The sequence below is a fragment of the Amycolatopsis melonis genome (assembly GCF_040064235.1).
Lineage (GTDB): Bacteria > Actinomycetota > Actinomycetes > Mycobacteriales > Pseudonocardiaceae > Amycolatopsis > Amycolatopsis melonis.
In genome coordinates, this window is sequence record NZ_JBDZYD010000001.1 from 442,326 (window position 1) to 468,238 (window position 25,913).

Consider the following 25,913-nt stretch of genomic DNA (forward strand, 5'->3'; position numbering starts at 1 on the left):
ACACCCGGTACTTAGCTGGATCCAGCCGGTGATCACCGGCTGTCGGTCAGCGTGAGTCGGGGCACGCGCCTGGAGATTCGGAGGGCGCTCGTGCGTCAAACCCGTTCCACGAGATCGAGATCCACCGTGCTCACCGCCGGGGCCGCGGCACTGCTCGCCGCACTCGGCCTGGTGTCCCCGCCCGCCGCGGGGGCCGCCACCGCGTCCACGCCGGACGCCTTCACCGCCACCGCGCAACAGCAGATCGCCGCCCTGCAGGCGATCAAGGCGGGCCGTACCGCCGCCGAGTCCAAACTGGACAGCCAGCTGCTCGTCGCGGGCAAGGCCGCCGCGAAGCAGCTGACCGCACTGCAGTCTGGGGCCACCGTTTCCCCGGCCGGGACCGTCCTGGTCGACATCCGCGCGAGCAAGGTCTCGCCGGACCTCCTCGCCGGGCTCACCAAGGCCGGGGCGGGCATCCGCGCGGTGTCCGACCGCTACGGCAGCGTCCGCGCCGAAGTGCCGCTGGACAAGCTCGGCGAGATCGCCGCGCGCGGCGACGTCAAGCGTGTCGAACAGGCCGACCAGGCGATGACCGCCCGCGAGCTGGCCACCCCGGCAGGCGACCGCGAGACCGGCGTGCCTGCGGAAACCAAGCAGCAGAAGGCCGATCGCCTCGCCGGCGAGCTGCGGCAGGCACTGGACGCCAAGGCGCAGCGCAGCGCCGTCGCGGCGACCGTGACCAGCGAAGGCGACCGCGCCCACAACGCCGACCTCGCGCGCCAGCAGTTCGGCGTCACCGGCGTCGGCGTCAAGGCGTGCGCGCTTTCCGACGGCGTGGACTCGCTGGCCGCTTCGCAGGCCAAGGGCGAGCTGCCGCCGAACGTCGACGTCATCCCCGGCCAGGAGGGCGACGGCAACGAGGGCACCGCGATGCTGGAGATCATCCACGACCTCGCGCCCAACGCCGCCCTCGGCTTCGCGACGGCGTTCAACTCCGACGCGAGCTTCGCCGACAACATCCGCAAGCTGCGGTTCGAGTCGCACTGCGACGTCATCGTCGACGACGTCCTGTACTTCAAGGAATCGCCGTTCCAGGACTGGATCATCGCCCAGGCCGTGAACGACGTGACCGCCGACGGCGCGCTGTACTTCTCCTCGGCGGGCAACGAGGGCAACGTCGCCGACGGCACTTCCGGGCACTGGGAAGGCGATTTCGCCGACTCGGGCAAGCCGATCGGGAAGTTCGCGGGCACCGCGCACAACTTCGCCGGCGCGGCGGGCACCCAGATCTTCGAGCCGCTCTCGGCCGCGTCCGGCTCCGGCGTCCCGGTGACGCTGCACTGGTCGGACCCGCTCGGCGCGTCGTCGAACGACTACGACCTCTACCTGCTCAACTCCGCGGGCGCGGTGGTCAGCTTCAGCCAGAACGTCCAGGACGGCACGCAGGACCCGTACGAGCGGATCACCACGCAGGGCGGTGCCGGGCTGCGCCTGGCCATCGTGAAGTTCTCCGGCCAGTCCCGCTACCTGTCGCTGTCCGCGCTGCGCGGCCGGTTCACCGACTCCGCCGACGGGCTCAAGGCCTACACGACGCCGGGGGTGACGCTCGGGCACTCGGCCGCGCGTGCCGCCTTCAGCGTCGCGGCGGCGCCGGCGGCCAAGGCGTTCGGCAGGCCGCTGGAACAGGGTGACCCGGCCAACCCGGCGGGCCCGTACCCCGGCTCGTTCAGCGGTGCCACCAAGGCCGAGCGGTTCAGCTCCGACGGCCCGCGCCGCGTGTTCTACGAAGCCGACGGACGGCCGATCACCCCGGGCAACGTGTCCTCGACCGGCGGCGAGGTCCGGCAGAAGCCGGAGATCACCGCGGCCGACGGCGTCACCACCAGCGTGTCCGGCTTCAACCCGTTCTTCGGCACCTCGGCCGCCGCCCCGCACGCGGCCGCCATCGCCGCGCTCGTGCTGTCCGGCAACCCCGGCCTGCCGCCCGCGGAGGTGCGTGAGGCGCTGATCAACACCGCGGTCGACATCGAGGCCGCGGGCCGCGACAACCTCACCGGCGCCGGCGTCATCCTCGCGGACAAGGTGCTGGCCTACACCGGCGCCAGCCCGCAGCCGCTCGCGGTGGCCAAGCAGCCGACGGTCACCCCGGCCGACGGCGGCACCGCGATCGACCCCGGCGACACCGCCAAGGTGACGCTGCCGGTGACCAACGAGGGCGACGGCACCGCCGTGTCCACCAGCGTCGTGCTCACCAGCCCGACCCCGGGGGTCACCGTGGCACCGCGCTCGAAGTCCTACGGCACGATCAGCCCGGGACAGACCGGCGTCAACGACTTCACCATCACCGTCCCGGCGAGCCAGCAGCTCGGCGTGCCGGTGGTGCTGAACGCCCGCGTCTCCTTCGCCGGCGCGCACTCGCCGACGACCGCGACGTTCTCGCTGCCGGTCGGCACCCCGTCGCCGGTGACGCAGGACTTCGCCTATGCCGGCGCGCCGGTGGCGATCCCGGACAACAGCCCGGTCGGGGCGTCGGTGACCATCCCGGTCACCGGGGTCGGCCGCGCGTCCAGGGTGACGTTCTCCGTGGACGGCACGACCTGCAGTGCCGAGCCGAACGCGACGACGGTGGGCCTGAACCACACCTACGTCGGTGACCTGGTCGGCACGCTGACCGCGCCGTCCGGGGCGAAGGCGACGGTGTTCCAGCGCAACGGCGGTTCGGGCAAGAACCTGTGCAAGGTCGTCTTCGCCGACAACGCGGCGGCGGCGTTCAGCTCGGTGACGTCGGCCAACGCGCCGTTCACCGGCAGCTGGCGGCCGGCGAGCCCGCTGGGCGGCCTGACCGGCGTGGTCGCCGACGGCACGTGGACGTTCTCGGTGGTCGACGCGGCAGGCGGCGACACGGGCTCGATCCGCGCGGTGGCGTTGCACGTCAACGGGTACGTCCAGCAGCCGGCGGCCGACCGGCCGTCGAACGTCCGGGGCGCGACGAACAACGGCCCGGTGCACCCGCTGTAATCCCGCTGTAGGTCCCAAACGCCCCAAGGTGGCCTTCGGTGCGTTCAACGCAACCAAGGCCACCTTGGGTGCGTTCAATGCAACCAAGGCCACCTTGGGTGCGTCGCGGTTCCCACCGCACCGAAGGGCACTTTCCGTGCATGTGACGCAAGGAAAGTGCCCTTCGCTGCGCCAGACGTAAGCAAGGTGCCCTTCAGCGCACGCCCACCCAAGCCCGCTCCACCCCGTACCGTGGGCGCATGGCGAAGGGACGGCAGGTCGCGGGCGGCGGGCACGCCGTGGAGGTGCCGCCCGAGCGGCTGGCGGGCTGGTTCGGCCGGTTCGCCGAACGGCACGGCGGGATCGGCACGGTCTCCGGAACGCCGGACGAGGTCCGCGTGACCGCGGCCGACGGCACGACGGCGATCGCGACCGTCCCTTTCGGACGTCTCGACGACCCGTCCGTCGAGACCCTGGTCGCCCACGCGCTGGCGCCGCGGACGCTCGCGCTGCTGCTGGTGCGGCTCGGCGGGCACAGTGCCGGCATCGCCCGTGACGGCCGGATCGTCGTCTCGCGTACCGACCGGCGGCTCGTGCAGGGCCGGTCGGCGGCGGGTGGGTGGTCGCAGCAGCGCTTCGCCCGGCGGCGCGCGGGGCAGGCCCGGCAGTCGCTGCAGGCGGCCGCGCGGGACGCCGCCGAGGTGCTCCTCCCTCGTCTGTCCGAAGTGGACGCCGTGGTGCTCGGCGGCGACCGGCGGGCCCTGGACGAGCTGCGGGCGGACCGGCGGCTGACCCCGCTGTTCGCCCGTGCCGAACCGCGCGTGCTGGACGTCGGCGAGCCGAGCCGGGCCGTGCTCGAGGAGGCGGCCGGGCGGGCGCGCTCGGTGGAGATCGTCCTGCGCGCGGGGTGAGACCGCACACGTCCGGAAAAACCGCTCGACGGCGGCCCGTACACTGGGTTCCGTGGATATCCAGCTGGAGTGACGCCGCGGCCGACCGGCCGCCTGCTGCTGTCCTCCGTTCACCCCCTGTCCACGGGAGTTTCCCTTGATCACGGCCACCGGCCTTGAGCTGCGTGCGGGTTCGCGCATCCTGCTCAACGGCGCCACCCTCCGCATCCAGCCCGGCGACCGCATCGGTCTCGTCGGCCGCAACGGCGCGGGCAAGACCACCTCGCTGAAGGTCCTCGCCGGCGAGGGCGAGCCGCACGCGGGCGAGGTCCGCCGCAGCGGCGAACTCGGCTACCTGCCGCAGGACCCGCGCGAAGGTGATCTTTCGGTCACGGCGAAGGACCGGGTGCTGTCCGCGCGTGGTCTCGACAAGCTGATGCGCGACATGGAGAAGGCGCAGGCCTCGATGGCCGAGCTGGTCGACGACGCCGCGCGCGACAAGGCCATCAACCGCTACGCCCGGCTCGAAGAGCGCTTCGCCTCGCTCGGCGGGTACGCCGCGGAAAGCGAAGCCGCGCGGATCTGCTCCAACCTGGGGCTGGCCGACCGGATCCTCGCCCAGACGCTGCAGACGCTCTCCGGTGGCCAGCGCCGCCGCGTCGAGCTGGCGCGGATCCTGTTCGCCGCGGCCGAGGCGGGGGCCGGCGGCAAGTCCGAGACGATCCTGCTGCTCGACGAGCCGACCAACCACCTCGACGCCGACTCGATCACCTGGCTGCGCAGCTTCCTCAAGCAGCACGACGGCGGCCTGGTCGTGATCAGCCACGACGTCGAGCTGCTCGCCGACGTCGTCAACAAGGTCTGGTTCCTCGACGCCACCCGCGCCGAGCTGGACATCTACAACATGGGCTGGCAGCGCTACCTCGACGCACGTGCCACCGACGAGAAGCGCCGCCGCCGCGAGCGGGCCAACGCCGAGAAGAAGGCGTCGGCCCTGCAGGCGCAGGCCGCGAAGCTCGGGGCGAAGGCCACGAAGGCCGTGGCGGCCAAGAACATGGCGCGCCGCGCCGAGCAGATGCTCAGCTCGCTGGAGGAGACCCGGCAGGCCGACAAGGTCGCCCGGATCAAGTTCCCCGAGCCCGCACCCTGCGGCCGGACCCCGCTCACCGCCGAGAACCTCTCGAAGTCGTACGGCTCACTGGAAATCTTCACCGGCGTCGATCTCGCGGTCGACCGCGGCTCGAAGGTCGTCGTGCTCGGCCTGAACGGCGCTGGAAAGACGACATTGCTGCGGCTGCTCGGCGGAATGGAAACGCCGGACACCGGATCGGTCGTTCCGGGTCACGGATTGCGTTTGGGCTATTACGCTCAGGAACACGAAACTCTTGATCATGATGCGTCGGTGTGGGAAAACATCCGACATCTCGCTCCGGACACCGGCGCGCAGGAGTTGCGGAACCTGCTCGGCTCGTTCCTCTTCACCGGCGAACAACTCGACCAGCCGGCGGGCACGCTTTCCGGTGGCGAGAAGACCCGGCTCGCGCTGGCGGGCCTGGTCTCCAGCGCTGCCAACGTGTTGCTGCTGGACGAGCCCACCAACAACCTCGACCCGGCCAGCCGGGCGCAGGTGCTGGACGCTTTGCGTAGTTTCGCCGGCGCCGTCGTCCTGGTGACGCACGACCCCGGCGCGGTCGAGGCGCTGGAGCCCGAGCGGGTCATCCTGCTGCCCGACGGGACCGAGGATCATTGGTCGGCGGACTACCTGGAACTTGTCCAGCTTGCGTGACGGGTGCGTCCATTCGGGTGCAAGATCACTCGCCGCAAGGCACTGGAATGGCCCAATGTGATCGCAATTTCGGTCGTTTTGCGGCTGTCGTCTGGCATTCCGGCGCTCAGTGTTCGATCATTGCCCCGGCAGGGGCCGATATGTGGCCCAGAACACTCTCGGCGGGAAGGCGATCGACGTGGCTGATCTCAAGAAAGGCGCGCGGATCACCGGCAACACGCGCGACAAGCTGGCCGCTGACCTGAAGAAGAAATACGAGAAGGGCTCGAGCATCCGGGCGCTCGCGGAGTCGACGGGGCGCTCCTACGGGTTCGTCCACCGGGTGCTGTCGGAGTCCGGGGTCCAGCTGCGGGGGCGCGGCGGGGCCACCAGGGTCAAGAAGAAGTAGCGGCGGACTGCTGCGCGGGGGGCGCAGCGGGATCTTCGGCCGCCCGGAAGGCCAGGGACGCCCCGAGCAGGACCAGCGGGTAGACCAGGTAGCCGTAGCGGGTGGCCGGGGTGAGCAGGATCAAGGCGCCGAGTCCGACGGCGATGCGCAGGAGTGTGCCGGAGCCGTTCGCGGGGGGCCGGCGCACCAGCCACACCAGCATGGCCACGGCCGCGGCGCCGACCAGCACGAACGACGCCACCCGGCCGGCAGCGCCGGTCTCGGCGATGAGGTGACCCGGCAGCGGGCTCGCCGCGGGCGACTGCACGGCGCCCATCCCGAGGGGGAACCGGAAGACGTGCTCGACGAACGCCGCCGGATCCACCAGGTACACCGGCAGGTGCAGGGCGGCCGTCGTCGCCACCAGCGCCGCGGCGAACCGGGTCAGCGCGGTCCAGTCCACTGGCTTTCCCCGCCGGGCCAGCACGAACACGGCCAGCACGGCGGCCGCGGGCGCGACGATGAGCTTCGCGCTGATCACCAGCGCGAGCACCAGGCCCGACCAGGCGGCCCGCCCGGTGGCCGCGAGCGCGCAGCTGAGCACCAGCAGGCCGACGATCGCCAGGTCCGGCCCCGCGACGGCCCAGGTGAGCGCGGTGAGCGGGCAGGCCAGCGCGAGCTGCGCGGCACCGACCGGCACCTTCGGCCACTTCAGCAGCTTGAGCGTGCCGAGCACGCACGCGCAGGCGGCCAGCGCGAACATCCAGCGGGCGTCGGTGAGCGCGTCGGCCGAGGGCGTGCCGCCGAACAGCGCGCGCGGCAGCCCGAAGACGCTCATGACCGGGCCGTAGGGGGTGTAATCGTTTACCTCGGGGGGCCGGTTGAGCGCGTAGACGTCGACGTACGGAGTTCCGTGGTGCAGCAGCAGATCCGCGGACCGCTCGATCACCCACACCTCGGGCTGCGCGGCCCACGAGAACGGCGTGATCAGCCAGTCCACTCCGGTCAGTCGGCGAATCACCAGCAACGCCAAGGGGAAGATCATCGCCAACAGCAGGACCGCGGCGATCCCGCACCACCGTGAGCCGAGGACACCGCGGGGCTGCTGTCCCCGGCGCGCCGACAGCAGCAGGTAGCCGCTGTGTGCGGCGCCGAAGCCGTAGGCCACGGTCGCGAAGTTGCCCCAGACGCGGTAGCCGTAGAACTCCGAGACGAGCGCGGTCGGCAGCGCGAAAGCCAGGCAGGCCAGGTAGAACCCCAGGTCCCAGCGCAGCGGGGCGGCCTCCTCGGTGCGGGCCGGTGCGGTGAAGAGCCGGGCCGCGCGCCGCCATGCGGGCGCCTGGCCCACCTCCGTTCCCATGCGGCCAGGCTATCGAGCGGCCCGCCGCCCGGTTCAGCCGACGTCTCGCAGGCGGGGAAGCAGCTTGGCCGCGGCCTCGACGGCTTCGACCACGTCCGGCCCGGCGGGCATCAGGACCAGCTCGGTGAACCCGGCCTCGACGTAGCTTCGCGCCAGCCGCAGTGCACTGTCCGGTTCGGACGGCAGGCGGAACTGCACGGCGCGGCGGAGTGTGGCCGGATCGCGGCCCACGGCCGCGCAGTGGGTGTCGAGGACGCGCGAAAGCCGTTGCAGCTCGGCGATTTCCGTTCCCGGCAGGGCCGCGTTGAGCCAGACGTCGGCGTGCTCGGCGACCACCCGCAGGCCGCGCTTTTCGCCGCTGCTGCCCAGCCACAACGGCGGTTTCGGCTGCTGCACCGGCTTCGGATCACTGATTGCGCCGCTCAGGGTGTAGTGCCGGCCGCGGTGCTCGGTGACCGGCCGGGTCCACAGCAGACCGAGGATCTCGCAGGCTTCGGCCAGCCGTTCCACGCGTTCGCGGGCCGGCGGGGCAGGCGTGCCCATCATCGCGTCCGTCAGCGGATCGCCGCCCGCGCCGAGGCCGACGTCGAGCCTGCCGCCGGAGAGGTGGTCGACCGTGGCGGCGATCTTGGCCAGCGTGCCGGGGTGGCGGTTGGTGTTGCCCGAGACCAGGCAGCCGATCCGCACGCGCTGAGTCGCCTCGGCCATTGCGGCCAGCAGGCTCCAGCCGTCGAAGACGTCGCCGGTGCGGTCGCGGCCCATCGGGGCGAGGTGGTCGAACACCCAGCAGCCGTCGAACCCGGCGTCGTCGGCGATCGCCCAGGTCCTGCGGAGTGCGGTGATGCCGAGGTGCTGCTGCGGGGGTTTCAGGCCAATCGTGGTCACGGGAACTCCTGATTATCAGTTTGAGAAATCATCAGTATTACTGACGATCAGCGTAAAGGGTAGAGTTCTCGCATGTCCAGTGCGCCTCCCGCCGTCACCCGACGGCTCGGCTACCTGCTCAAGCACGCCCAGCTGCGGCTCGCCGAGCTGGCCGAGCCGCTGTACGCGCCGCTCGGCGTCACCGGGCGGCAGCTCGCGCTGCTCGCGCTCTTCGGCGACGGGCCCGCGCAGTCGCAGCAGGACGGCGCGGCGCGGCTGGGCATCGACCGGACGACGATGGTCGCCCTCGTGGACGAACTGGAGGCCAAGGGCCTGGTGCGCCGCGAGGTCGCGCCGGGTGACCGCCGCAAGCGCCTGGTCACCCTGACGGCCGATGGGCAGCGGGTCCGGGAGGCGGGCGAGGAGGTCACGCGCAAGGCCGAGGCGCTGCTGCTGGAGCCGCTCTCGGCCGAGGACGCCGAACGGCTGCGCGCGGCGCTGCACCGGGTTGTTCGCGTGGAGTGAACGGCACCGGGAAGGAAACGGGCAACGGGGGCGTTGTCCAGGTCATATCCGCCGAAAACCTCAGCCAATCTAGAGGTTTCTGAGAGACTGGGGGATTCCCATGGACAACATGTGGGGGCTGTGGAGTTCGGCGATGCGCGCCAACGACGCCCCGAAGGCGCTCAGCCGCGGCACGCTGAAACGCGTCGCGCGGTTCGCGCGGCCGCACTGGCGAAGGCTGCTGGCGTTCCTCGTCCTGACCGTCGTTTCCGCCGTGCTCGCCGTGACGACGCCGGTGCTGGCGGGCAAGGTGGTCGACGCGATCGTCGGCGGCCACGACGTCACGCTCGTCGTCTGGCTCGCCGTCGTGATCGCCGTGCTGGCGGTCGCCGACGCCGGGTTCGGCCTGGTCGAGCGGTGGCAGTCCGCGCGCATCGGCGAAGGCATCATCTTCGACCTGCGCCGCGCGGTGTTCGAACACGTGCAGCGGATGCCGATCGCGTTCTTCACGCGCACCCGCACGGGCGCGCTGGTCTCGCGGCTGAACAACGACGTCATCGGCGCGCAGCGGACGTTCACCGCGACGCTGTCCGGCCTGGTCACCAACGTCATCCAGCTGGCGCTGTCGCTGGCCGTCATGCTCACGCTGTCCTGGCAGGTGACGCTGCTCGCGCTGGTGCTGCTGCCGATCTTCGTGATCCCCGCGCGCCGGCTCGGCCGCCGGATGGCCGGGCTGCAGCGCGAAGCCGCGAACCTCAACGCCGGGATGACCACGCAGATGACCGAGCGGTTCTCCGCGCCGGGCGCGACGCTGGTCAAGCTGTTCGGGCGGCCGGTGCAGGAGGCGGCGGACTTCGCCGAGCGCGCCGGGCGGGTGCGTGACATCGGCGTCCGGACCGCGATGCTGACGCGCTGGTTCATGACCAGCCTGACCCTGGTTTCCGCGCTGGCGCAGGCACTCGTCTACGGCCTCGGCGGGTACCTCGCGCTGACCGGCGTGCTCGCGCCGGGCACCGTCGTCGCGCTCGCGCTGCTGCTGACCCGGCTGTACGCGCCGCTGACCGCGCTGGCCAATGTCCGCGTCGACGTCATGACGGCGCTGGTGTCCTTCGAGCGGGTCTTCGAGGTCCTCGACCTCAAGCCGATGATCGAGGAGAAGCCGTCCGCGCGGACGGTGCCCGCCGGTGGCGTTTCGGTCGAGTTCTCCGACGTCCGCTTCGGCTACCCGGCGGCCGACCGGTACTCGCTGGCGTCGCTGGAAGACGTCGCGACGCTCGACCACCGCGGCGGGGAAGAGGTGCTGCACGGGATCTCGTTCCGCGCCGAGCCGGGGCAGATGGTCGCGCTGGTCGGGTCGTCGGGCGCGGGGAAGTCGACGATCGCGTCCCTGCTGCCGCGACTCTACGACGTCGACTCGGGGTCGGTCCGGCTGTCCGATGTGGACGTCCGGGACCTGACTTTCGCTTCGCTGCGGGAAACCGTCGGCGTCGTGACCCAGGACGGGCACCTGTTCCACGACACGATCCGCGCGAACCTCGCCTACGCGCGTCCCGGCGTCACCGACGAGGAGATCTGGGAGGCACTGGAGCGGGCGCGGCTGGGCGAGCTGGTCCGGTCGCTGCCCGACGGCCTCGACACGACGGTCGGGGAGCGCGGCTACCGCCTGTCCGGCGGCGAGCGCCAGCGGCTGACGATCGCGCGGCTCCTGCTGGCCCAGCCGAAGGTCGTGATCCTCGACGAGGCGACCGCGCACCTGGACTCGGAGTCCGAGGCGGCGGTCGGCGAGGCACTGACGCACGCGCTGTCCGGCCGCACGGCCCTGGTGATCGCCCACCGCCTCTCGACGGTCCGCGCGGCCGACCAGATCCTGGTCCTGGAGCACGGCGAGATCGTCGAGCGCGGAACCCACGACGAACTCCTCGCCGCGGGCGGCCGCTACGCGACCCTCCACGCCACCCAGTTCGCCGAGGAAGAACCCGCCGTGGCGTGATCAGCCGGGCATCACTCGTGATTGAGCGGGCATCACGTGTGATCAGAGGGGAATCACTCGTGATTGGAGGGGCATCACCGCGATGCCTCTCCAATCACGCGTGATGCCCGCCCGGTCACGCGTGATGCCCCTCCGCGCGTGGGTCAGCGGAGCTGGGGGACGATGGGGGTGTACTTGGCCAGGAGGGAGGCGTTGGCCTCGTCGCCGCCCGGGATGTTGGAACTGCGCCAGAGCGGGAGGTCCAGGCCTTCCTTGGTGCCGCGGTCGTGGACCTCGGCCAGTACCAGGTTCCACAGGAACGCGTTGACCACAGTGGACAGCGGGGCGGTGCGCGGGGCGTCCGGCGGGTAACTCGCGTCGCCGGGGACGACCAGGGAGTCCAGGACCACCGTGGCCTCCTCGGCCACCGTGCTCGACGAGCGACGCGGTGCCGCCGCCACCGAGGCCCGGGACGTCACCGCGATCACCGCCGCCCCGCGCTTGCGGGCCTCCAGGCACAGCTCGACCGGGTACGGGTTGACCCCGGACGTCGAGAACACCACCAGGACGTCGTCGGGGCCAGGCGCGCGCTCGGCCAGCACTTCCGCCGCGAGCCCGGGGCGCCGCTCGGTCTGCGTGCTGTGCACCGCGCCGTGCAGCGGCAGCAGTTCCGGGTGGTAGAGCGGGTAGACACAGGCCAGGCCGCCCGCGCGGTAGAACGTCTCGGCGACCGCCGCGAGCGAGTGCCCGGCCCCGGCGGTATAGACCAATGCGTCCGCCCGGATCACCCCCAGGACGAGCTCCGCCGCTTCGCGCACTGCCTCGGCGTTGGCCTGCTCGACGTCCGCCAGCTGCTTGGCGACGCTGCCCGCGATGTCCGTGGCGTTCACCACACCCACCCTTCCGTCGGGGATCGGGCGCCGAATCTACCGCGAACGGGGTGGCCCGCGGTGGAATAGCCGGGTGGGCGGGCGAAGTTGATCCGGATGCAGGCGAGGAGGACTCGGGTGGGCGAGGTGGAACCGGCGGTGTCGGTGTGGCCGGCACGCGGGCGGACCGAAGCGGTCGTGCTCGTGCTGCACGGCGGCGCGGAGCACGGCACCGGCAGGGTGGCGCCCTGGAAGCTCGCCTTCCTCCGGATGGTGCCGATCGCGCGTGCCCTGCACCGGGCCGGGCGCGCGCACGGCATCGAGGTGCGGCTGCTGCGCAACCGCCGCTACGGCTGGAACGCGCCCGCCGAGGACCCCGTCGCCGACGCCCGCTGGGCGCTGGACCGCCTCCGCGCCGACCACCCCGGCCTGCCGGTGGTGCTCGTCGGCCACTCCATGGGCGCCCGGGTCGCGTTGCGCGTGGCCGACGACCCGGCCGTGCGCGGGGTCTGCGCGCTCGCGCCGTGGACACCGCGGGGCGAGCCGGTCGCGGCCGTCGCCGGGCGGTCGGTGCTCATCGTGCACGGCACCCGCGACCGGATGACCAGCCCGGCGGAGTCGCACGCCTACGCCGAACGCGCGCAAGACGTCGCCGCCCGCGTCGCGCGGTTCGAAATCGGCGGTGAAGGACACGCGATGCTACGCCGGGCAGGCGTGTGGACCCGGCTCACGATCGCTTTCACGCTGGAACAGCTCGCCGGGGACGACGGCGACGCGCTCCGCGGCGCGTGGACCGCGCCCGGGCGCCTGCGAATACCCGTGTGAAAACGCCCCGAACAGGGCATTCGGCGAAGCGCGCCGCGGGGGTGCGGCGACTAGGATCGATCACCGGCGTACCTGGCCGGCCGGAGGGAGAACCGTGACCACTTCGAGCGTTGACCGGGCGTCGGTGCAGGACGTCCCGGACGAGTCCCGCTGGCCGGGCCTGGCCACCCCGCCGCACTCCGCGCTGCGCGCGCGGATCGCCGCGGCACTGTTCCGCCGCGCGGTCCGCCCGCTGGACCTGCGGGTGACGTTCCCGGACGGCACCGTCCTCGGGGCCGGTGGCCCGGAATCGCCCGAAATGCGGATTCTGCGGCCCAGCGCGTTCTTCCACCGCCTCGGCGTCGACGCGAAGATCGGGTTCGGCGAGTCCTACATGGCCGGTGACTGGACCGCCTCCGACCTGGCCGAGGTGCTCACGCCGTTCGCCGAGCGGATGGCCACGCTCGTGCCGCCGGTGCTGCAGAAGTTCCGGCGGATCGCCGAGCGCACGCAGCCGCCGTCCGAAGAGAACACCCTCGAAGGCGCGCGCGCCAACATCCACCGGCACTACGACCTGTCCAACGACCTCTTCGGCGCCTTCCTCGACCCGTCGATGACGTACTCCTCGGCGCTGTTCGGCCCCGGCGACGACCTCACCGCCGCCCAGCACCGCAAGATCGACAGCGTGCTCGACTACGCCGGCGTCCGCGAAGGCAGCGAAGTCCTCGAAATCGGTACCGGATGGGGTGAACTCGCCATCCGCGCGGCGGCCCGCGGCGCACGCGTGACGTCACTGACCATTTCGGAGGAACAGCGGGCGCTGGCCACCGAACGCATCGCCGCGGCCGGGTTCTCCGACCGCGTCGAGGTGAAGCTGTGCGACTACCGCGAGTCGAGCGGCCAGTACGACGCCGTGGTCAGCGTCGAGATGATCGAGGCCGTCGGCGCGTCCTACTGGCCGGCGTTCTACGAGACGATCGGCGCGCGCCTGCGCCCCGGCGGGCGGTTCGGCCTGCAGGCCATCACCATGGACCACGACCGGATGCTGGCCGCCTCGCGGGCCTACACCTGGATCCACAAGTACATCTTCCCCGGCGGCATCATCCCGTCGGTGCGCTCGATCGAGGAGGGCGTCAAGGCGAACACCCGGCTCAGGCTGGCCGGGATGCGCGAGTTCGGCCAGGACTACGCGCGCACGCTACGGTTGTGGCGCGAGCGGTTCCTGCAGCGCTGGGCCGACATCGCGGGGTTCGGGTTCGACGACGTCTTCCGCCGGATGTGGGAGTTCTACCTGGCCTATTCCGAGGCCGGGTTCCGGTCCGGGTACCTCAAGGTCCACCAGTTCGGCTACGAGGCCACCGGGCGGTGACCGCAACCCGACCCCGGTGCCGGGCGTCCCTCTTCCGAGGACGTGCGGTGTACTGACGGCGACACTTTTGTCCGGATCGGGATTGGGTGATGGTGATGACGTACCGTGGCGACGACGGCGGGCGCCGGATGCCGCCGCCCCGGCCGGCCGCCGGGCGCCCCCGGGAGCACCAGCGCGCGCAGATGATGCCGCTGCCCGGGCGTGGCCGCAGCCCGTACGACGAGCGCACCCGCCCGATGGGCACCCGCGAGCCGGAGTACGCGCCGCCCCCGCCGCCCCGCCAGGACCCGCCGCGGCGTCCCGTGCAGGACGACTACCCGCCGTCCCGGCCGCCGCGCCGCCGTCGCTGGAGCATCGGCAAGGTCCTCGGCGCGCTGGTGCTGGTGTTCGTCGTGTTCCTGGCCGGGATCTGGGTCTACCTGGAGTTCTCCATCAAGCGTGTCGACGCGCTCGCCGACTACTCCGGGCGCCCGGTCGCCGCGTCCGGCACCAACTGGCTGATCGTCGGCTCGGACAGCCGCGAGGGCCTCACGGCCGAGGACGAGGAGCGGCTCGCCACCGGCGACGTCGCCGCGGCGGGCGGCGGGCAGCGCACCGACACGATCATGATCGCGCACATCCCGGACAACGACACCAAGCCGACGCTGCTGTCGCTCCCGCGCGACTCGCAGGTCGCGATTCCCGGCCACGGCAAGAACAAGATCAACGCGGCGTTCTCGCTGGGCGGGCCGAAGCTGCTCGCGCAGACCGTCGAAGGCGCGACCGGGCTGCACATCGACCACTACGCGGAGATCGGCTTCGGCGGGTTCGCCAAGATCGTCGACGCGATCGGCGGCGTGGAGATGTGCATCGACAAGGACATGGATGACACCATGACCGGGATCAGTATCAAGGCGGGCTGCCCGCAGCAGCTGGACGGCCGCGAGGCACTGGGCTTCGTCCGGATGCGCCACAGCGCGGCGACGCCGCGCTCGGACCTCGACCGCGTCGCCAACCAGCGCAAGTTCATCGGCGCGCTGGTCAGCCAGATCGCCAGCCCCGGCACGCTGCTCAACCCGTTCGACTTCTTCCCGCTGCTGTCGGCGGCGCCGGACGCGCTGACCATGGATTCGGGCGACCACGTGCACAACCTGGCCGGCCTGGCGATCGCGATGCGCGGGATCTCCTCCGGCGGTGTGGTGACGACGACGGTGCCGGTGACCAACGGGTCGGCGGAGAACTGGGACAAGAACAAGTCGAAGCAGCTGTTCGACGCGCTGAAGAACGACACAGCGGTGCCGGACAACGTCATCGTGAACTAATTCGGCAGCGCGCGAGGCCCCGGCCGGGGCACCATGAAGGCATGGAGACCCCGGCCGAGACGTATCGCGAAGCGGGCTTCACCCTGTCCCGCTGGCAGTTCGCCGACGGGCCGGAGCTGCACGCGACGGTCAACGGGTCCCTCGAGCACCTCGGGGCGTGGCTGATCTGGGCGACCGGCGGCTACACGACCGAGGACTGTGCGGAGTTCCTGCGGACCACCCGGAAGAACTGGGAGACCGGGGAAACGCACGACTTCGCCCTGCGCGCGGGCGGTTCGCTCGCGGGCGGCATCGGGTTGATGACGCGCGAGGGCGGCGTCGAGATCGGCTACTGGCTCGCGACCGGCTTCGCCGGCCGCGGCCTGATGACCCGCGCCGTCCGGTTGCTGACGGCGGAGGCGTTCCGCCTCGGCGCCGGCTACGCCGAGATCCAGCACGACGAGCGGAACGTCCGAAGTGGAGCGATCCCGGCGCGCCTCGGGTTCACGAAGGTGGGGGAGCGGACGGCGGCGAAACCGCTGGCACCGTCGTGCGGCGGCACCAACCACGTGTGGCGGCTCAGGAAACCTTGTCCCGCAGCACCTTGAGCGCCTGGTCGGCGTGGACGGTGAAGTTCAGCTCGCTCTTGATCTTCTCGAGGACGCGCCGGTCCTGCCCGATCACGAAGGTGACCCGCTTGGCGTGCAGCGGCAGGAGCTTGCGCCAGACGCCGAACTGCTTGGCGACTATACCGTCCACATCGGACAGGAGCGGGTAGTCGAAGCCGTGGGCTTCGGAGAACTGCCGCTGCTTGGCGACGTCGTCCGGGCTGATCCCGACCCGGTGCGCGCCGACCTCGGCGAACTCCGCGGCGAGGTCCCGGAAGTGGCAGCTTTCGGCGGTGCACCCGGTGGTCATGGCGGCGGGGTAGAAGAAGAGCACGACCGGACCGGTGGCGAGGAAGTCCGAGAGGCGGCGGTCGGTGCCCGTCTCGTCGGGCAGGGTGAAGTCGGGGGCGAGGTCTCCGGCGTCCATGACGTCCCTTCTCGTCGGCGGCAGGCCTCATCCTGCCCGGTGCCCGGAGCGGGGAGGTCACCGGCTCGGTCTGCCACGACCGCGGACCGGCGCCGGGCATCGCCACCTCGGGGCGTCCGGGGCTCAGGAACCCGGGTGGCGGGCGATCAGCTCGTCGACCTCGTCGCCGGTGGCCGAGTCGCTCACGAACGGGCCTCGGGCCGCCACCACGCCCAGCTGGCGCAGCCGGGCCGCCTGCTCGTGGGTGCGGACGCCCTCCGCGCCGATCCGCAGGTTCAGCTCGCGGGCGCGGGTGATCAGCTGGGTCAGGTGGCGGATCGCCGCCTCCGTCGGTTCCGGGGTGTCGAGTGCGTCGACCACCGGGCCCGACAGGATCACGTGGCGGACCGGGAGACGGTGCTGGGGGATCAGCTCCAGGTCCGCCGAGCCCGAGATCGTCAGCACCAGCTGCGCGCCGAGGTCGGCCAGGACCGCGAACGAGTCCAGGACCTCGCCGCGCGGGTCCAGTACCGAATCGCGGTCCGTGCACAGCCGCAGGGCCTGGGCGGGCAGCTGGTGCTTGTCCAGCTGTTCCTTCACCAGCAGCACCAGATCCGGGTCGATCGCCAGGCGGGTCGGGAGGCGGACGCACACGTCCGGGGCCGCCTCGCCGAAGCGGGTGCGCCAGCGGGCCGTCGCCGCGAGGGACTCCGCCAGGAGCCAGCGGCCGAGCGGGACCGTCATGCCCGTCGTCTGGGCCAGCGGGTAGAACTCGTCGGAGTCCAGCTCGCCCTTCTCCGGGTGGTTCCAGCGCAGCCCCGCGTTGACCGCGGCCAGCTCGTCCGGGCGGGCGAGCTTGACCGTCGGCTGGTAGACCAGGGAGAACTCGCCGTTCTCCAGTGCTCCGGCGATCACCGCGCCCAGCTGGTAACGCCCGCGGTCACGCGCGTCCAGCTCCGGGTCGAACAGCATCCACTGCGCCTTGCCCGCCTCCTTGGCCCGGTGCAGCGCGATCTCCGCCGCCCGCAGCAGTTCCGCCGCGCCGCCCTCGACGGCCGCGCGCACCACGATGCCCGCGCTCGCGCTGACGCCGATGCCGTGCCCGCCAAGGTAGATCGGCTCGTTGAGGTCCTCCAGCGCCCGTTCGACCAGCTCGACGACCTCGGTCGCGGCCAGCTCGCCGCGCAGCAGCACCGCGAAGCCGTCGCCGGACAGCCGCGCGACGAACCCGTCGTGGTGCCCGGTGAACACCGCCGACAGCTTGTTCGCGACCCCGCGCAGCACCTGGTCGCCGACGCCGGCGCCGAGGCCGTCGTTGATCACCTTGAAGCCGTCGACGTCGAGGTAGATCAGCGCGATGTCGTCGCGCGCGCCCGCCCCGAGCGCGGCTTCGAGCTTGGTGGTGAACGACGACGCGTTGGGCAGCCCGGTCAGCGGGTCGTGCACGTTCTGGTGCAGCAGCCGTTCCTGCAGCAGGTGCAGCTCGTTCGCGTCGGACACCATCAGCACGGGATAGACCGAGCCCGGCCGGTCGCCGGGCAGGCGGGCCAGCGTGACGTCGGCCCAGAGCTGCCCGTCCTCGGCGTGGTCGAGCAGCATCCGCTCCTGGTAGCGCTCCCGGCCGGCACGCACCTTCTCCAGGCCCGCTTCGAGCCGCGAGACGTCGTGGTCGGTCGAGCCGAGGTCGGTGATGTGCCGTCCGCGCAACCGTTCCGGCGAGCAGCCGAGCAGCTGGCCGAGTGCGAGGTTCGCCTCGACGATGTCGCCGTCCGGGTCGGCCAGCGCGATGCCCATCGGCGACGCCGCATAGAGCGCGGTGAACCGCAGCAGCGCGCCGTCGTGCTTCGAGCCGGCCTGGTCGACCGCGTCGTGCGCGACCTCCAGCAGGAGCGGTTCGAGCTCCTCCGGAGGAAGCGTTACTCCTTTGGTGTCGGCCAACGTCGCCGCCCACCGGCGGGCCACCTCCAGCAGTCCTGGCGCGGCGCCGGGCTCAGGCACACTCCACCTCTTCACGTGCACGTCAGGCCAGTTCAGACATGGTGTCGGGGATCATGAGGCCACACTAGGTATCCCTCGCCCGAGACCGATGCCACGCCATCATGCGCGTCACGGGGTGTCTACCGGCTGAACGAGTGAACACCCGTCCAGGTCCGGTGACACTTTGTCACCGTGTGTATGCAGCGGTGGACAGTGCCGGGTCAGCGCGGGGTCAGCCGCACCGGAAGACCGTCCGCCGGCACCGGCAGCGAGACGTAGTCCCATCGCGCGGTGTAACTCTCCGGAACCGACCAGCGGTACGCGCGCAGCAGTTCGTGCATCAGCAACTTCACTTCGAGACTGCCGAAGTGGAGCCCGATGCACTTGTGCGCGCCGCCGCCGAAGGGCATCCAGGCCATCCGGTGCGCCTTGTCCTCGCGGCGCGGTTCGGCGAACCGTTCCGGGTCGAAGGCGAACGGGTCGGTCCAGCACTCGGGCGCGAAGTGGTTCACCGTCGGCGAGACGCCGACGAGGGTGCCCGCGGGGATGTAGTGCCCGAGAACCTCGGTGTCCTTGACGGTCTTGCGCGCCAGCGACGGCACGGGCGCCACCAGCCGCAGCGCCTCCTTCATGACCAGGTCGAGCGTTTCGAGCTTCTCGACCGCGGCGATGTCGAGGACGTCGTCGCCGAGGGCCAGCGACTCTTCGCGGGCGCGCTCCTGCCACTGCGGGTACTTGGCGAGGTAGTACGCCATCGCGGCGGCGGTGATGGTCGTCGTGTCGTGCGCGGCCATCATCAGGAAGATCATGTGGTTGACGATGTCGGTGTCGGAGAACCGGTCGCCGTCCTCGGTGGTGGCGTGGCAGAGCGCGGAGAACAGGTCGTCGCCGTCGGAATTCCGTTTGGCGGGCAGGGTTTCGGCGAAGTAGCGCTCGAGGACCTTCCGCCCGTGCAGCCCGGCCGACCACCGGCCGCCCGGCACCGGGACGCGCACGAGCGCGGTGCCTGCCCGCACGGAACTGACGAAGGCGCGGTTGATCCGGGCCGCGTCGGCACCGCTGGGCATGCCCATGAACACGCGCGTCGCGACGTCGAGCGTCAGCTGCTTGAGCGCCCAGTACAGCCGCGGCCGCCCGCCACCCCACACGGCGACGCCGTCACGCAGCGCCGGCCCCATTTCGCCGACGTAGCCGGCCAGACGGGGGCGGGTGAAAGCCTCCTGCATGATGCGGCGGTGCAGGTGGTGCTCGCCGAAGTCCAGCAGCATCAGGCCGCGCTCGAAGAACTTCTCGATGAAGAACTTCCAGCCCTCCTGGGAGAAGGCCTTGTCCTTGTTGACGAGCGCGATCTGCGTCGCCTCGGGACCGGAGAGGGCGACGATCCGCCGTCCGAAGCCGCCGGTCCAGCTGACCGGCCCGTAGAGTTCGTAGCGGCGCAGCGCGAAGGAGATGCCGAAGCGCATCATCTCCGGCATGTGGCCGACGAGCGGCGGTCCCGCATCGCCGAGCACGGGCTTGAGGCCGCTGCCGGCGGGCGGGGTGGCGAGTTCCCGGACGGGCCAGCGCGAGTGCAGCCAGCGTTCGTCGACGCCCCGCGGCAGGGGCAGGGCGGTCAGCGGCGGCACGCGTTCGCGCAGCGCTCCGGCGGCTCGGCTCACGGTGCCCGGCAAGGTGACCATCTCCCCGCTGAGATCGGCTACGCCTCCACGATGCACCCTTGTTGACGCTCTGACAACACCTCGGCGGCCGTCTTTTCGGGTGATCCGGACCGGTCTCCGGAAGCTTGGCCGGGGTGTGCCGGGGTGTTCGTCTTGGCCATCGAGCGCCGGTACTCGCTCGGCGTGACGCCCCGGACCCGCTTGAACGCCGCGCTGAAGCCGAACGGGTCGGCATACCCGACGGCGCGGGCGACCTCGGCGACGGTGGCGGTTTCCCGCTCCGCGAGCAGCTCCGCCGCGAGCGCCATGCGGCGGCCGGTGAGGTAGGTCAGCGGGGGTTCGCCGACCAGCTCGGTGAACCGCTTGGCCAGCGTCGACCGCGACACGCCGGTACGTGCCGCCAGCGTGGCGACCGTCCACGGTGCCGCCGGTTCGGTGTGCAGCAGGCGCAGTGCCCGGCCGGCCACCGGATCGCGCTGCGCGGTCCACCAGGCCGGTGGCTCGCCGCCGGGGCGGTCGAACCACGTGCGCAGGGTGCAGACCAGGAGCCAGTCCAGCAGCCGGTCGAGGACGACCTGCTGGCCGGGCGCGTCCACGGCGGCTTCGGCGGCGAGGTGGTCGAGCACCGGGTCGCCCGTGCCGTCGCTCTCGATCCTGAGTACCGCGGGCAGGGCGTCCAGGAGCGGGCGGCTCAGCTCGCCGTGGACGGGGTAGGCCGCGACGATCAGCGTCGTCGCGCCGCCGTTGTCGTCGTGCCAGCCCCGCCGGTGCCGGGTCCCGCCCTGCTCGGGCGCGGTGCAGTACTCGCCGCAGGCGACCGGCTCGGCCGGGGTGCCGAGTGCGTCGACGAAGGTGAACGTCTCCGGGCCGCGCACGATGACGGTCTCGTAGGCCCGCAGCGGCTCGGGCGGGCCGTGCTCGGGGACGATCCAGCCCCCGCCGCCGACGACGGTGCACAGGGTCAGCGGCGCACCGTCCACGAAGTGCAGGGCCCACGGCGGGGTGAGGGCCGAGCGGCCGAACAGCGAGCCGTGGGCCCGGATGCCGCGGAAGAGGTCGTCGAGCACGTCCACCTCGCCGAGATTAGACGAATGGACAGGGATTCCGGCTTCCTGCCCATGGGATCGTCCGCGAGGTGCCGGTTGGATCGGGGACATGAACGCACTGACTCCCGACGATCTCGAGTTGCTCCGCCGTCCGCTGCTCGGCTTCCTGACCGTGTCCACCGGCGAACCCCGCCCGGTCTGGTACGAGGCGGCCGACGACGGCACGATCCAGCTGTTCACCGAACCGGATTCGCTCAAGGTGCGCCGCGCCCGCCGTGACCCGCGGGCCTCGCTCGTGGTGGCGGCGCCGGTGGGGGAGCCCGAGCGGTGGGTGTCGGTGGCGGGCCCGGTTTCGCTGGAAACCGAGGGCGCCCACGAGCTGGCCGCCCGCCTGGCGGCGCGGTACTGGGACCTCGGCGACCCGCGCCACGCGGCCGCGGCGGAGGCGATCCGGAACACCGACCAGATCCGGCTGGTGATCCGGCCGGAAACCGTGCGCCGCTACGTGTACTGACGCATTCGGTGGCGGGAAGATGGGGCCATGGCCCGGCTTCCGCTTCGTGACCGCACCGGCAACCTCCTCGTGGCCGTGCGCCGCGTCGCGGAAAGCGAGCTGCCGCGGCTGGTTCCGCTGCCCGCCGCCCTGGTCGTGGCCGTGCACGCCGGTGCCGTCCTGATGCTGTTCGACCGGCGGCGACGGCAGTGGGAACTGCCCGGCGGCATGCGGGAACCCGGCGAAAGGTGTCGCGAAGCCGCCGCCCGCGAGCTGGGCGAGGAGACCGGCATCCACGGCGTGCCGCTGACGTTCGCCGCGGTGGCCGAGTTCGATCTGGTGGCTCCCGCGCGCCGGGAGTTCCTCGCCGTCTACCGGACGGAGCTGGTCACCGCGCCGCGGCTCGTCCCCAGCGAGGAAGGGCTCGGCTTCCGGTGGTGGCCGCCCCGGGAGCCCGTCGAGGCGGACATGAGCCCGCTGGACGCGGAGCTGGCCGCGCGCGTCACGTGAAAAGCCCCGCCCTGGGGATCCCAGGGCGGGGCTTGGTCACCGGAACGTCAGTCCCAGTCGAGGGCGCCGCCCGACTGGTACTCGATCACGCGGGTCTCGAAGAAGTTCTTCTCCTTCTTCAGGTCCATCGCCTCGGACATCCACGGGAACGGGTTCTCCGTCTCGCCGAAGATCGGGGCGAGCCCGATCTGCTGCGCGCGCCGGTCGGTGATGAAGTGCATGTACTGCTCGCACAGCTGCGCCGACAGGCCGAGCATGCCGCGCGGCATCGTGTCGCGGGCGTACGCGACCTCCAGCTCGCACGCCTCGGTCAGCATCCCGCGGACCTCCTCCTGGAACTCCGGGGTCCACAGGTGGGGGTTCTCGATCTTGATCTGGTTGATGCAGTCGATGCCGAAGTTCAGGTGGATCGACTCGTCGCGCAGGATGTACTGGTACTGCTCGGCGATGCCGACCATCTTGTTCCGGCGGCCCAGCGACAGGATCTGCGCGAACCCGGTGTAGAACCACATGCCCTCGAAGATGACGTAGAACGCCACCAGGTCACGCAGGAACGCCTGGTCGGCCTCCGGCGTGCCGGTCTCGAAGTCCGGGTTCTCCAGGTTCTGCGTGTACTTCAGCGCCCACGCGTCCTTGTCCGAAATGGACGGAACCTCGCGGTACATGTTGAACAGCTCGCCCTCGACCAGGCCGAGGCTTTCGCAGATGTACTGGAAGGTGTGCGTGTGCACGGCCTCCTCGAACGCCTGGCGCAGCAGGTACTGGCGGCACTCGGGGTTGGTGATCTGCCGGTACACCGCGAGCACGATGTTGTTGGCCACCAGGGACTCCGCGGTCGCGAAGAAGCCGAGGTTGCGCTTGAGCATCGTCCGCTCGTCCTCGGTGAGGCCGTCCGGCGACTTCCACAGCGCGATGTCGGCCTGCATGGCGACCTCGGTCGGCATCCAGTGGTTGTTGCAGCCGGCCAGGTACTTCTCCCAGGCCCACTTGTACTTCATCGGCAGCAGCTGGTTGACGTCGGCGCGCGCGTTGATCATGCGCTTGTCGTCGACGTTGATCCGGGCCGCGCCGACCTCGATCTCGCCGAGGCCGGTGCCGTCCGTCGTTTCCACGTTGGTCATCGGTGCAGGGATTCCTTTACTGGCAGGCTTCGCAGTCGGGGTCGTCGATGCGGCAGGCGGCGCCTTCGGTGGCCACGAAGTCCACATCGGGCTCGGGCGAAGGCGAAGGCGACGGCGCGGGAGCAGGCGCAGGCGTCGGACCGGGCGCCGGGGCCGGAGCCGCCGCGGCCGGAGCCGGGGTGGCCGAGACGGCGTTGAGCTTGCCGTCGGTGCCGCGCAGGGTGCTCTTCTCCACGTGCGTCGCGGACTGCGCCCGCAGGTAGTACGTGGTCTTGAGGCCCTTGTGCCACGCGTAGCGGTACAGCTGGTCCAGCTTGCGGCCGCTCGGCGCCGCGATGTACAGGTTCAGCGACTGCGCCTGGTCGATCCACTTCTGGCGCCGCGAACCCGCGTCCACCAGCCACTTCGACTCGATCTCGAACGCCGTCGCGTACAGCGCCTTCAGGTCGTCCGGGACGCGGTCGATCTGGCCGAGGCTGCCGTCGAAGTACTTCAGGTCGCTGACCATGACCTCGTCCCACAGCCCGCGCTCCTTGAGCGAGCGGACCAGGTGCGGGTTCACCACGGTGAAGTCGCCGGACATGTTCGACTTGACGTACAGGTTCTGGAACAGCGGCTCGATCGACTGGCCGACGCCGCAGATGTTGGAGATCGTCGCGGTCGGCGCGATCGCCATCACGTTGGAGTTGCGCATGCCGACGGTCTTGACCCGCTCGCGCAGCGGCGCCCAGTCCAAAGTGGCCGAGGTGTCGACGTCGAGGTTGTCACCCTGGCGCGCGTCGATGAGCAGCTGCATCGAGTCGATCGGCAGGATGCCCTTGCTCCACAGCGATCCCTCGAACGACTGGTACTGGCCGCGCTCCTCGGCGAGGTCGGTCGACGCCGAGATCGCGTAGTAGGAGATGTGCTCCATGCTCTCGTCGGCGAACTGCACCGCGGCCTCCGACGACAGCGGCAGGCCCAGCTCGAACAGCGCGTCCTGGAAGCCCATCAGCCCCAGCCCGATCGGCCGGTGGCGCAGGTTGGAGCGGCGCGCCTCCGGGATCGTGTAGAAGTTGATGTCGATCACGTTGTCCAGCATGCGGACGGCGGTGCGCACGGTCTTCTCGAGCCGCTCGGTGTCCAAACCGGACGGAGTGACGTGCTTGAGCAGGTTGACCGAACCGAGGTTGCAGACCGCGACCTCTTCGGAGTTGGTGTTCAGCGTGATCTCGGTGCACAGGTTGGACGAGTGCACGACGCCGACGTGCTGCTGCGGCGAGCGCAGGTTGCACGGGTCCTTGAACGTGATCCACGGGTGACCGGTCTCGAACAGCATGGTCAGCATGCGGCGCCACAGGTCGACCGCGCGGACCCGGCGGAACACCTTGATCTCGCCGCGGTCGGCGGCGGCCTCGTACTCGCGGTAGCGCTGCGCGAACTCGTTGCCGTACAGGTCGTGCAGGTCCGGGGTCTCGTTCGGCGAGAACAGCGTCCACTGCGCGTCGGCCTCGACGCGGCGGAGGAACTCGTCCGGCACCCAGTTCGCGGTGTTCATGTCGTGGGTGCGGCGGCGGTCGTCACCGGTGTTCTTGCGCAGGTCGAGGAACTCCTCGATGTCCACGTGCCACGTCTCGAGGTACGCGCACGCCGCGCCCTTGCGCTTGCCGCCCTGGTTGACCGCGACGGCGGTGTCGTTGGCGATCTTGAGGAACGGCACGACACCCTGCGACTGGCCGTTGGTGCCCTTGATGTGGGCGCCGAGGCCGCGGACCGGGGTCCAGTCGTTGCCGAGGCCGCCGGAGTACTTCGCCAGCAGCGCGTTGTTCTTGTAGGCCTGGAAGATCGAGTCCAGGTCGTCGTCCACCGTGGTCAGGAAGCAGGACGACAGCTGCGGGCGCGTGGTGCCCGAGTTGAACAGCGTCGGCGTGGACGCCATGAAGTGGAAGCTCGACAGCAGCTCGTAGAACTCGATGGCGCGGGCTTCGCGGTCCTTCTCGCGGATGGCCAGGCCCATGGCCACGCGCATGAAGAACGCCTGCGGCAGCTCGAACCGGGTGCCGTCGTGGTGCTGGAAGTACCGGTCGTACAGCGTCTGCAGGCCGAGGAAGCCGAAGTCGAGGTCGCGCTCGGGGCAGATCGCGGCGGTGATCCGGTCGAGGTCGAACCGCTGCAGCTCGGGGTCGACCAGCTCCAGCTCGATCGCGCGGCGCAGGTAGGCGCGGAAGTACGCGGGGTACTCGGCCGCCATCTCGTCCTGGCTGGCCTGGCGCGGCTTCTTCGCGAGGTAGCTCAGCGCCTCGCCGCGCAGCTTGTCCAGCAGCAGGCGGGCGGAGACGTAGGAGTAGTTCGGTTCCTGCTCGACGAGCACGCGGGCGGCCATGATCTGGGCCAGTGCCAGCTCGTCGGCGCTGATGCCGTCGTAGAGGTTGCGCTTGGTCTCGGCCAGCACCGGCTCGGCGGAGACGTCGTCGAGCCCGGCCACGGCCTCGCCCACGACGTGGGACACGCGGGCCCAGTCGAGCGGACGCAGGACGCCGTCGGTGCCCTTGACGTTGACCGCGGCCTCGGCCGGGACGGGCGCGGTGGCCTTGCGGGCCTTGGCGCGCTCCTCGCGGTAGAGAACGTAGGCGCGGGCGACCTTGTGGTGCTCGCCGCGCATCAGCGCGAGCTCGACCATGTCCTGGATCTGCTCGATGTGCAGGGCGGCCTCGGGGCCGGCGTGGCGCAGCAGGGACGCCTCGACCTGCGTGGTCAGCTCGGCGACGACGTGGTGCACGCGGGAGGACGCGGCGGCGTCGCCGCCCTCGACCGCGAGGAACGCCTTCGTCAGCGCGACCGAGATCTTGCCGGCGTCGAACGGCGACACGCTGCCGTCCCGCCGGATGACCCGGATCGCGGTGGGTGAGGCGGTCGCGGGCGGCCGCTGACCGGTTTCGACTGACATGCGTGTCTCCAAAGTTTCGGGCGCGTTCGATCGCCACACGACCTGGTGAGGCCGTGCGCTGCGGTTTCTCCAAAGCTGCCCGGCGACCCTCCGCAGCGGTCTCCCCGTCGCTGGGGGCTGCCGGTGG

General features: G+C 71.2%; 21 protein-coding genes. 12 read left to right on the forward strand and 9 right to left on the reverse strand.

The window, feature by feature from the left end:
- Positions 1–126: 126 nt before the first annotated feature.
- From ABJI51_RS02085 to ABJI51_RS02100, 4 genes are all read left to right on the forward strand, one after another.
- Positions 127–3,000, forward strand: a complete 2,874-nt coding sequence (locus ABJI51_RS02085) for a S8 family serine peptidase (protein ID WP_348947176.1) — start codon at positions 127–129, stop codon at positions 2,998–3,000.
- 239 nt (positions 3,001–3,239) lie between these two features.
- The gene (locus tag ABJI51_RS02090) at positions 3,240–3,890 is read left to right on the forward strand and encodes an acVLRF1 family peptidyl-tRNA hydrolase (protein WP_348947177.1); all 651 of its coding nucleotides are present in this window, start codon (positions 3,240–3,242) and stop codon (positions 3,888–3,890) included.
- A gap of 136 nt (positions 3,891–4,026) precedes the next feature.
- Positions 4,027–5,655 carry an ABC-F family ATP-binding cassette domain-containing protein gene (locus ABJI51_RS02095; RefSeq protein ID WP_348947178.1) on the forward strand — a complete coding sequence of 543 codons (1,629 nt, stop codon included), beginning with the start codon at positions 4,027–4,029 and terminating at the stop codon, positions 5,653–5,655.
- Positions 5,656–5,833: 178 nt separating this feature from the next.
- Positions 5,834–6,043, forward strand: a complete 210-nt coding sequence (locus ABJI51_RS02100) for a helix-turn-helix domain-containing protein (RefSeq protein ID WP_003071237.1) — start codon at positions 5,834–5,836, stop codon at positions 6,041–6,043.
- Here ABJI51_RS02100 and ABJI51_RS02105 read toward each other — a convergent pair.
- Together ABJI51_RS02105 and ABJI51_RS02110 are read right to left on the reverse strand one after the other, a co-directional pair.
- On the reverse strand, positions 6,030–7,382 hold the full coding sequence (locus ABJI51_RS02105; RefSeq protein ID WP_348947179.1) for a glycosyltransferase 87 family protein: 1,353 nt from the start codon (positions 7,380–7,382) through the stop codon (positions 6,030–6,032). The genes ABJI51_RS02100 and ABJI51_RS02105 overlap by 14 nt on opposite strands.
- A 33-nt stretch (positions 7,383–7,415) precedes the next feature.
- On the reverse strand, positions 7,416–8,267 hold the full coding sequence (locus tag ABJI51_RS02110; RefSeq protein ID WP_348947180.1) for an LLM class flavin-dependent oxidoreductase: 852 nt from the start codon (positions 8,265–8,267) through the stop codon (positions 7,416–7,418).
- Positions 8,268–8,339: 72 nt separating this feature from the next.
- Here ABJI51_RS02110 and ABJI51_RS02115 point away from each other — a divergent pair, with 72 nt between their 5' ends.
- Complete coding sequence (locus ABJI51_RS02115; RefSeq protein WP_348947181.1) at positions 8,340–8,771, forward strand: MarR family winged helix-turn-helix transcriptional regulator; 432 nt, start codon at positions 8,340–8,342, stop codon at positions 8,769–8,771.
- Positions 8,772–8,871: 100 nt separating this feature from the next.
- Complete coding sequence (locus ABJI51_RS02120; protein WP_348947182.1) at positions 8,872–10,740, forward strand: ABC transporter ATP-binding protein; 1,869 nt, start codon at positions 8,872–8,874, stop codon at positions 10,738–10,740.
- Between the two features lie 143 nt (positions 10,741–10,883).
- Here the strand turns inward: ABJI51_RS02120 and ABJI51_RS02125 are convergent, their stop codons facing one another.
- Positions 10,884–11,612, reverse strand: coding sequence for an SIS domain-containing protein (locus tag ABJI51_RS02125; protein WP_348947183.1), 729 nt, complete (start codon positions 11,610–11,612; stop codon positions 10,884–10,886).
- A gap of 114 nt (positions 11,613–11,726) precedes the next feature.
- Here ABJI51_RS02125 and ABJI51_RS02130 point away from each other — a divergent pair, with 114 nt between their 5' ends.
- The 4 genes from ABJI51_RS02130 (at position 11,727) to ABJI51_RS02145 (ending at position 15,649) form a co-directional block, all read left to right on the forward strand.
- Positions 11,727–12,413, forward strand: coding sequence for an alpha/beta hydrolase (locus tag ABJI51_RS02130; RefSeq protein ID WP_348947184.1), 687 nt, complete (start codon positions 11,727–11,729; stop codon positions 12,411–12,413).
- Positions 12,414–12,507: 94 nt separating this feature from the next.
- Positions 12,508–13,761 (forward strand): class I SAM-dependent methyltransferase, encoded by a 1,254-nt coding sequence (locus ABJI51_RS02135; RefSeq protein ID WP_348947185.1) that lies wholly within the window; start codon positions 12,508–12,510, stop codon positions 13,759–13,761.
- A gap of 89 nt (positions 13,762–13,850) precedes the next feature.
- Positions 13,851–15,062, forward strand: coding sequence for an LCP family protein (locus tag ABJI51_RS02140; protein ID WP_348947186.1), 1,212 nt, complete (start codon positions 13,851–13,853; stop codon positions 15,060–15,062).
- Positions 15,063–15,103: 41 nt separating this feature from the next.
- Positions 15,104–15,649, forward strand: a complete 546-nt coding sequence (locus tag ABJI51_RS02145; protein WP_348947187.1) for a GNAT family N-acetyltransferase — start codon at positions 15,104–15,106, stop codon at positions 15,647–15,649.
- Here ABJI51_RS02145 and ABJI51_RS02150 read toward each other — a convergent pair.
- The 4 genes from ABJI51_RS02150 to ABJI51_RS02165 form a co-directional block, all read right to left on the reverse strand.
- Positions 15,621–16,076, reverse strand: coding sequence for a peroxiredoxin (locus tag ABJI51_RS02150; protein ID WP_348947188.1), 456 nt, complete (start codon positions 16,074–16,076; stop codon positions 15,621–15,623). The genes ABJI51_RS02145 and ABJI51_RS02150 overlap by 29 nt on opposite strands.
- 123 nt (positions 16,077–16,199) lie before the next feature.
- Positions 16,200–18,017: a putative bifunctional diguanylate cyclase/phosphodiesterase gene (locus ABJI51_RS02155; RefSeq protein ID WP_348947664.1), complete on the reverse strand. Its 1,818-nt coding sequence runs from the start codon at positions 18,015–18,017 to the stop codon at positions 16,200–16,202.
- Between the two features lie 236 nt (positions 18,018–18,253).
- On the reverse strand, positions 18,254–19,711 hold the full coding sequence (locus ABJI51_RS02160; RefSeq protein WP_348947189.1) for a cytochrome P450: 1,458 nt from the start codon (positions 19,709–19,711) through the stop codon (positions 18,254–18,256).
- A gap of 17 nt (positions 19,712–19,728) precedes the next feature.
- A complete protein-coding gene (locus ABJI51_RS02165; protein ID WP_348947190.1) occupies positions 19,729–20,763 on the reverse strand; it encodes an AraC family transcriptional regulator in 1,035 nt (344 codons plus the stop codon).
- Positions 20,764–20,845: 82 nt separating this feature from the next.
- On the opposite strand from ABJI51_RS02165, the gene ABJI51_RS02170 reads away from it, so the two are divergent.
- Both ABJI51_RS02170 and ABJI51_RS02175 read left to right on the forward strand, forming a co-directional pair.
- Positions 20,846–21,250 carry a pyridoxamine 5'-phosphate oxidase family protein gene (locus ABJI51_RS02170; RefSeq protein ID WP_348947191.1) on the forward strand — a complete coding sequence of 135 codons (405 nt, stop codon included), beginning with the start codon at positions 20,846–20,848 and terminating at the stop codon, positions 21,248–21,250.
- A 27-nt stretch (positions 21,251–21,277) separates the two neighbouring features.
- Positions 21,278–21,739: an NUDIX hydrolase gene (locus ABJI51_RS02175; protein ID WP_348947192.1), complete on the forward strand. Its 462-nt coding sequence runs from the start codon at positions 21,278–21,280 to the stop codon at positions 21,737–21,739.
- 47 nt (positions 21,740–21,786) lie between these two features.
- Here ABJI51_RS02175 and ABJI51_RS02180 read toward each other — a convergent pair whose 3' ends face one another.
- Positions 21,787–22,860, reverse strand: coding sequence for a ribonucleotide-diphosphate reductase subunit beta (locus ABJI51_RS02180; protein WP_348947193.1), 1,074 nt, complete (start codon positions 22,858–22,860; stop codon positions 21,787–21,789).
- A gap of 16 nt (positions 22,861–22,876) precedes the next feature.
- On the reverse strand, positions 22,877–25,786 hold the full coding sequence (locus ABJI51_RS02185) for a ribonucleoside-diphosphate reductase subunit alpha (RefSeq protein ID WP_348947194.1): 2,910 nt from the start codon (positions 25,784–25,786) through the stop codon (positions 22,877–22,879).
- Positions 25,787–25,913: the final 127 nt, after the last annotated feature.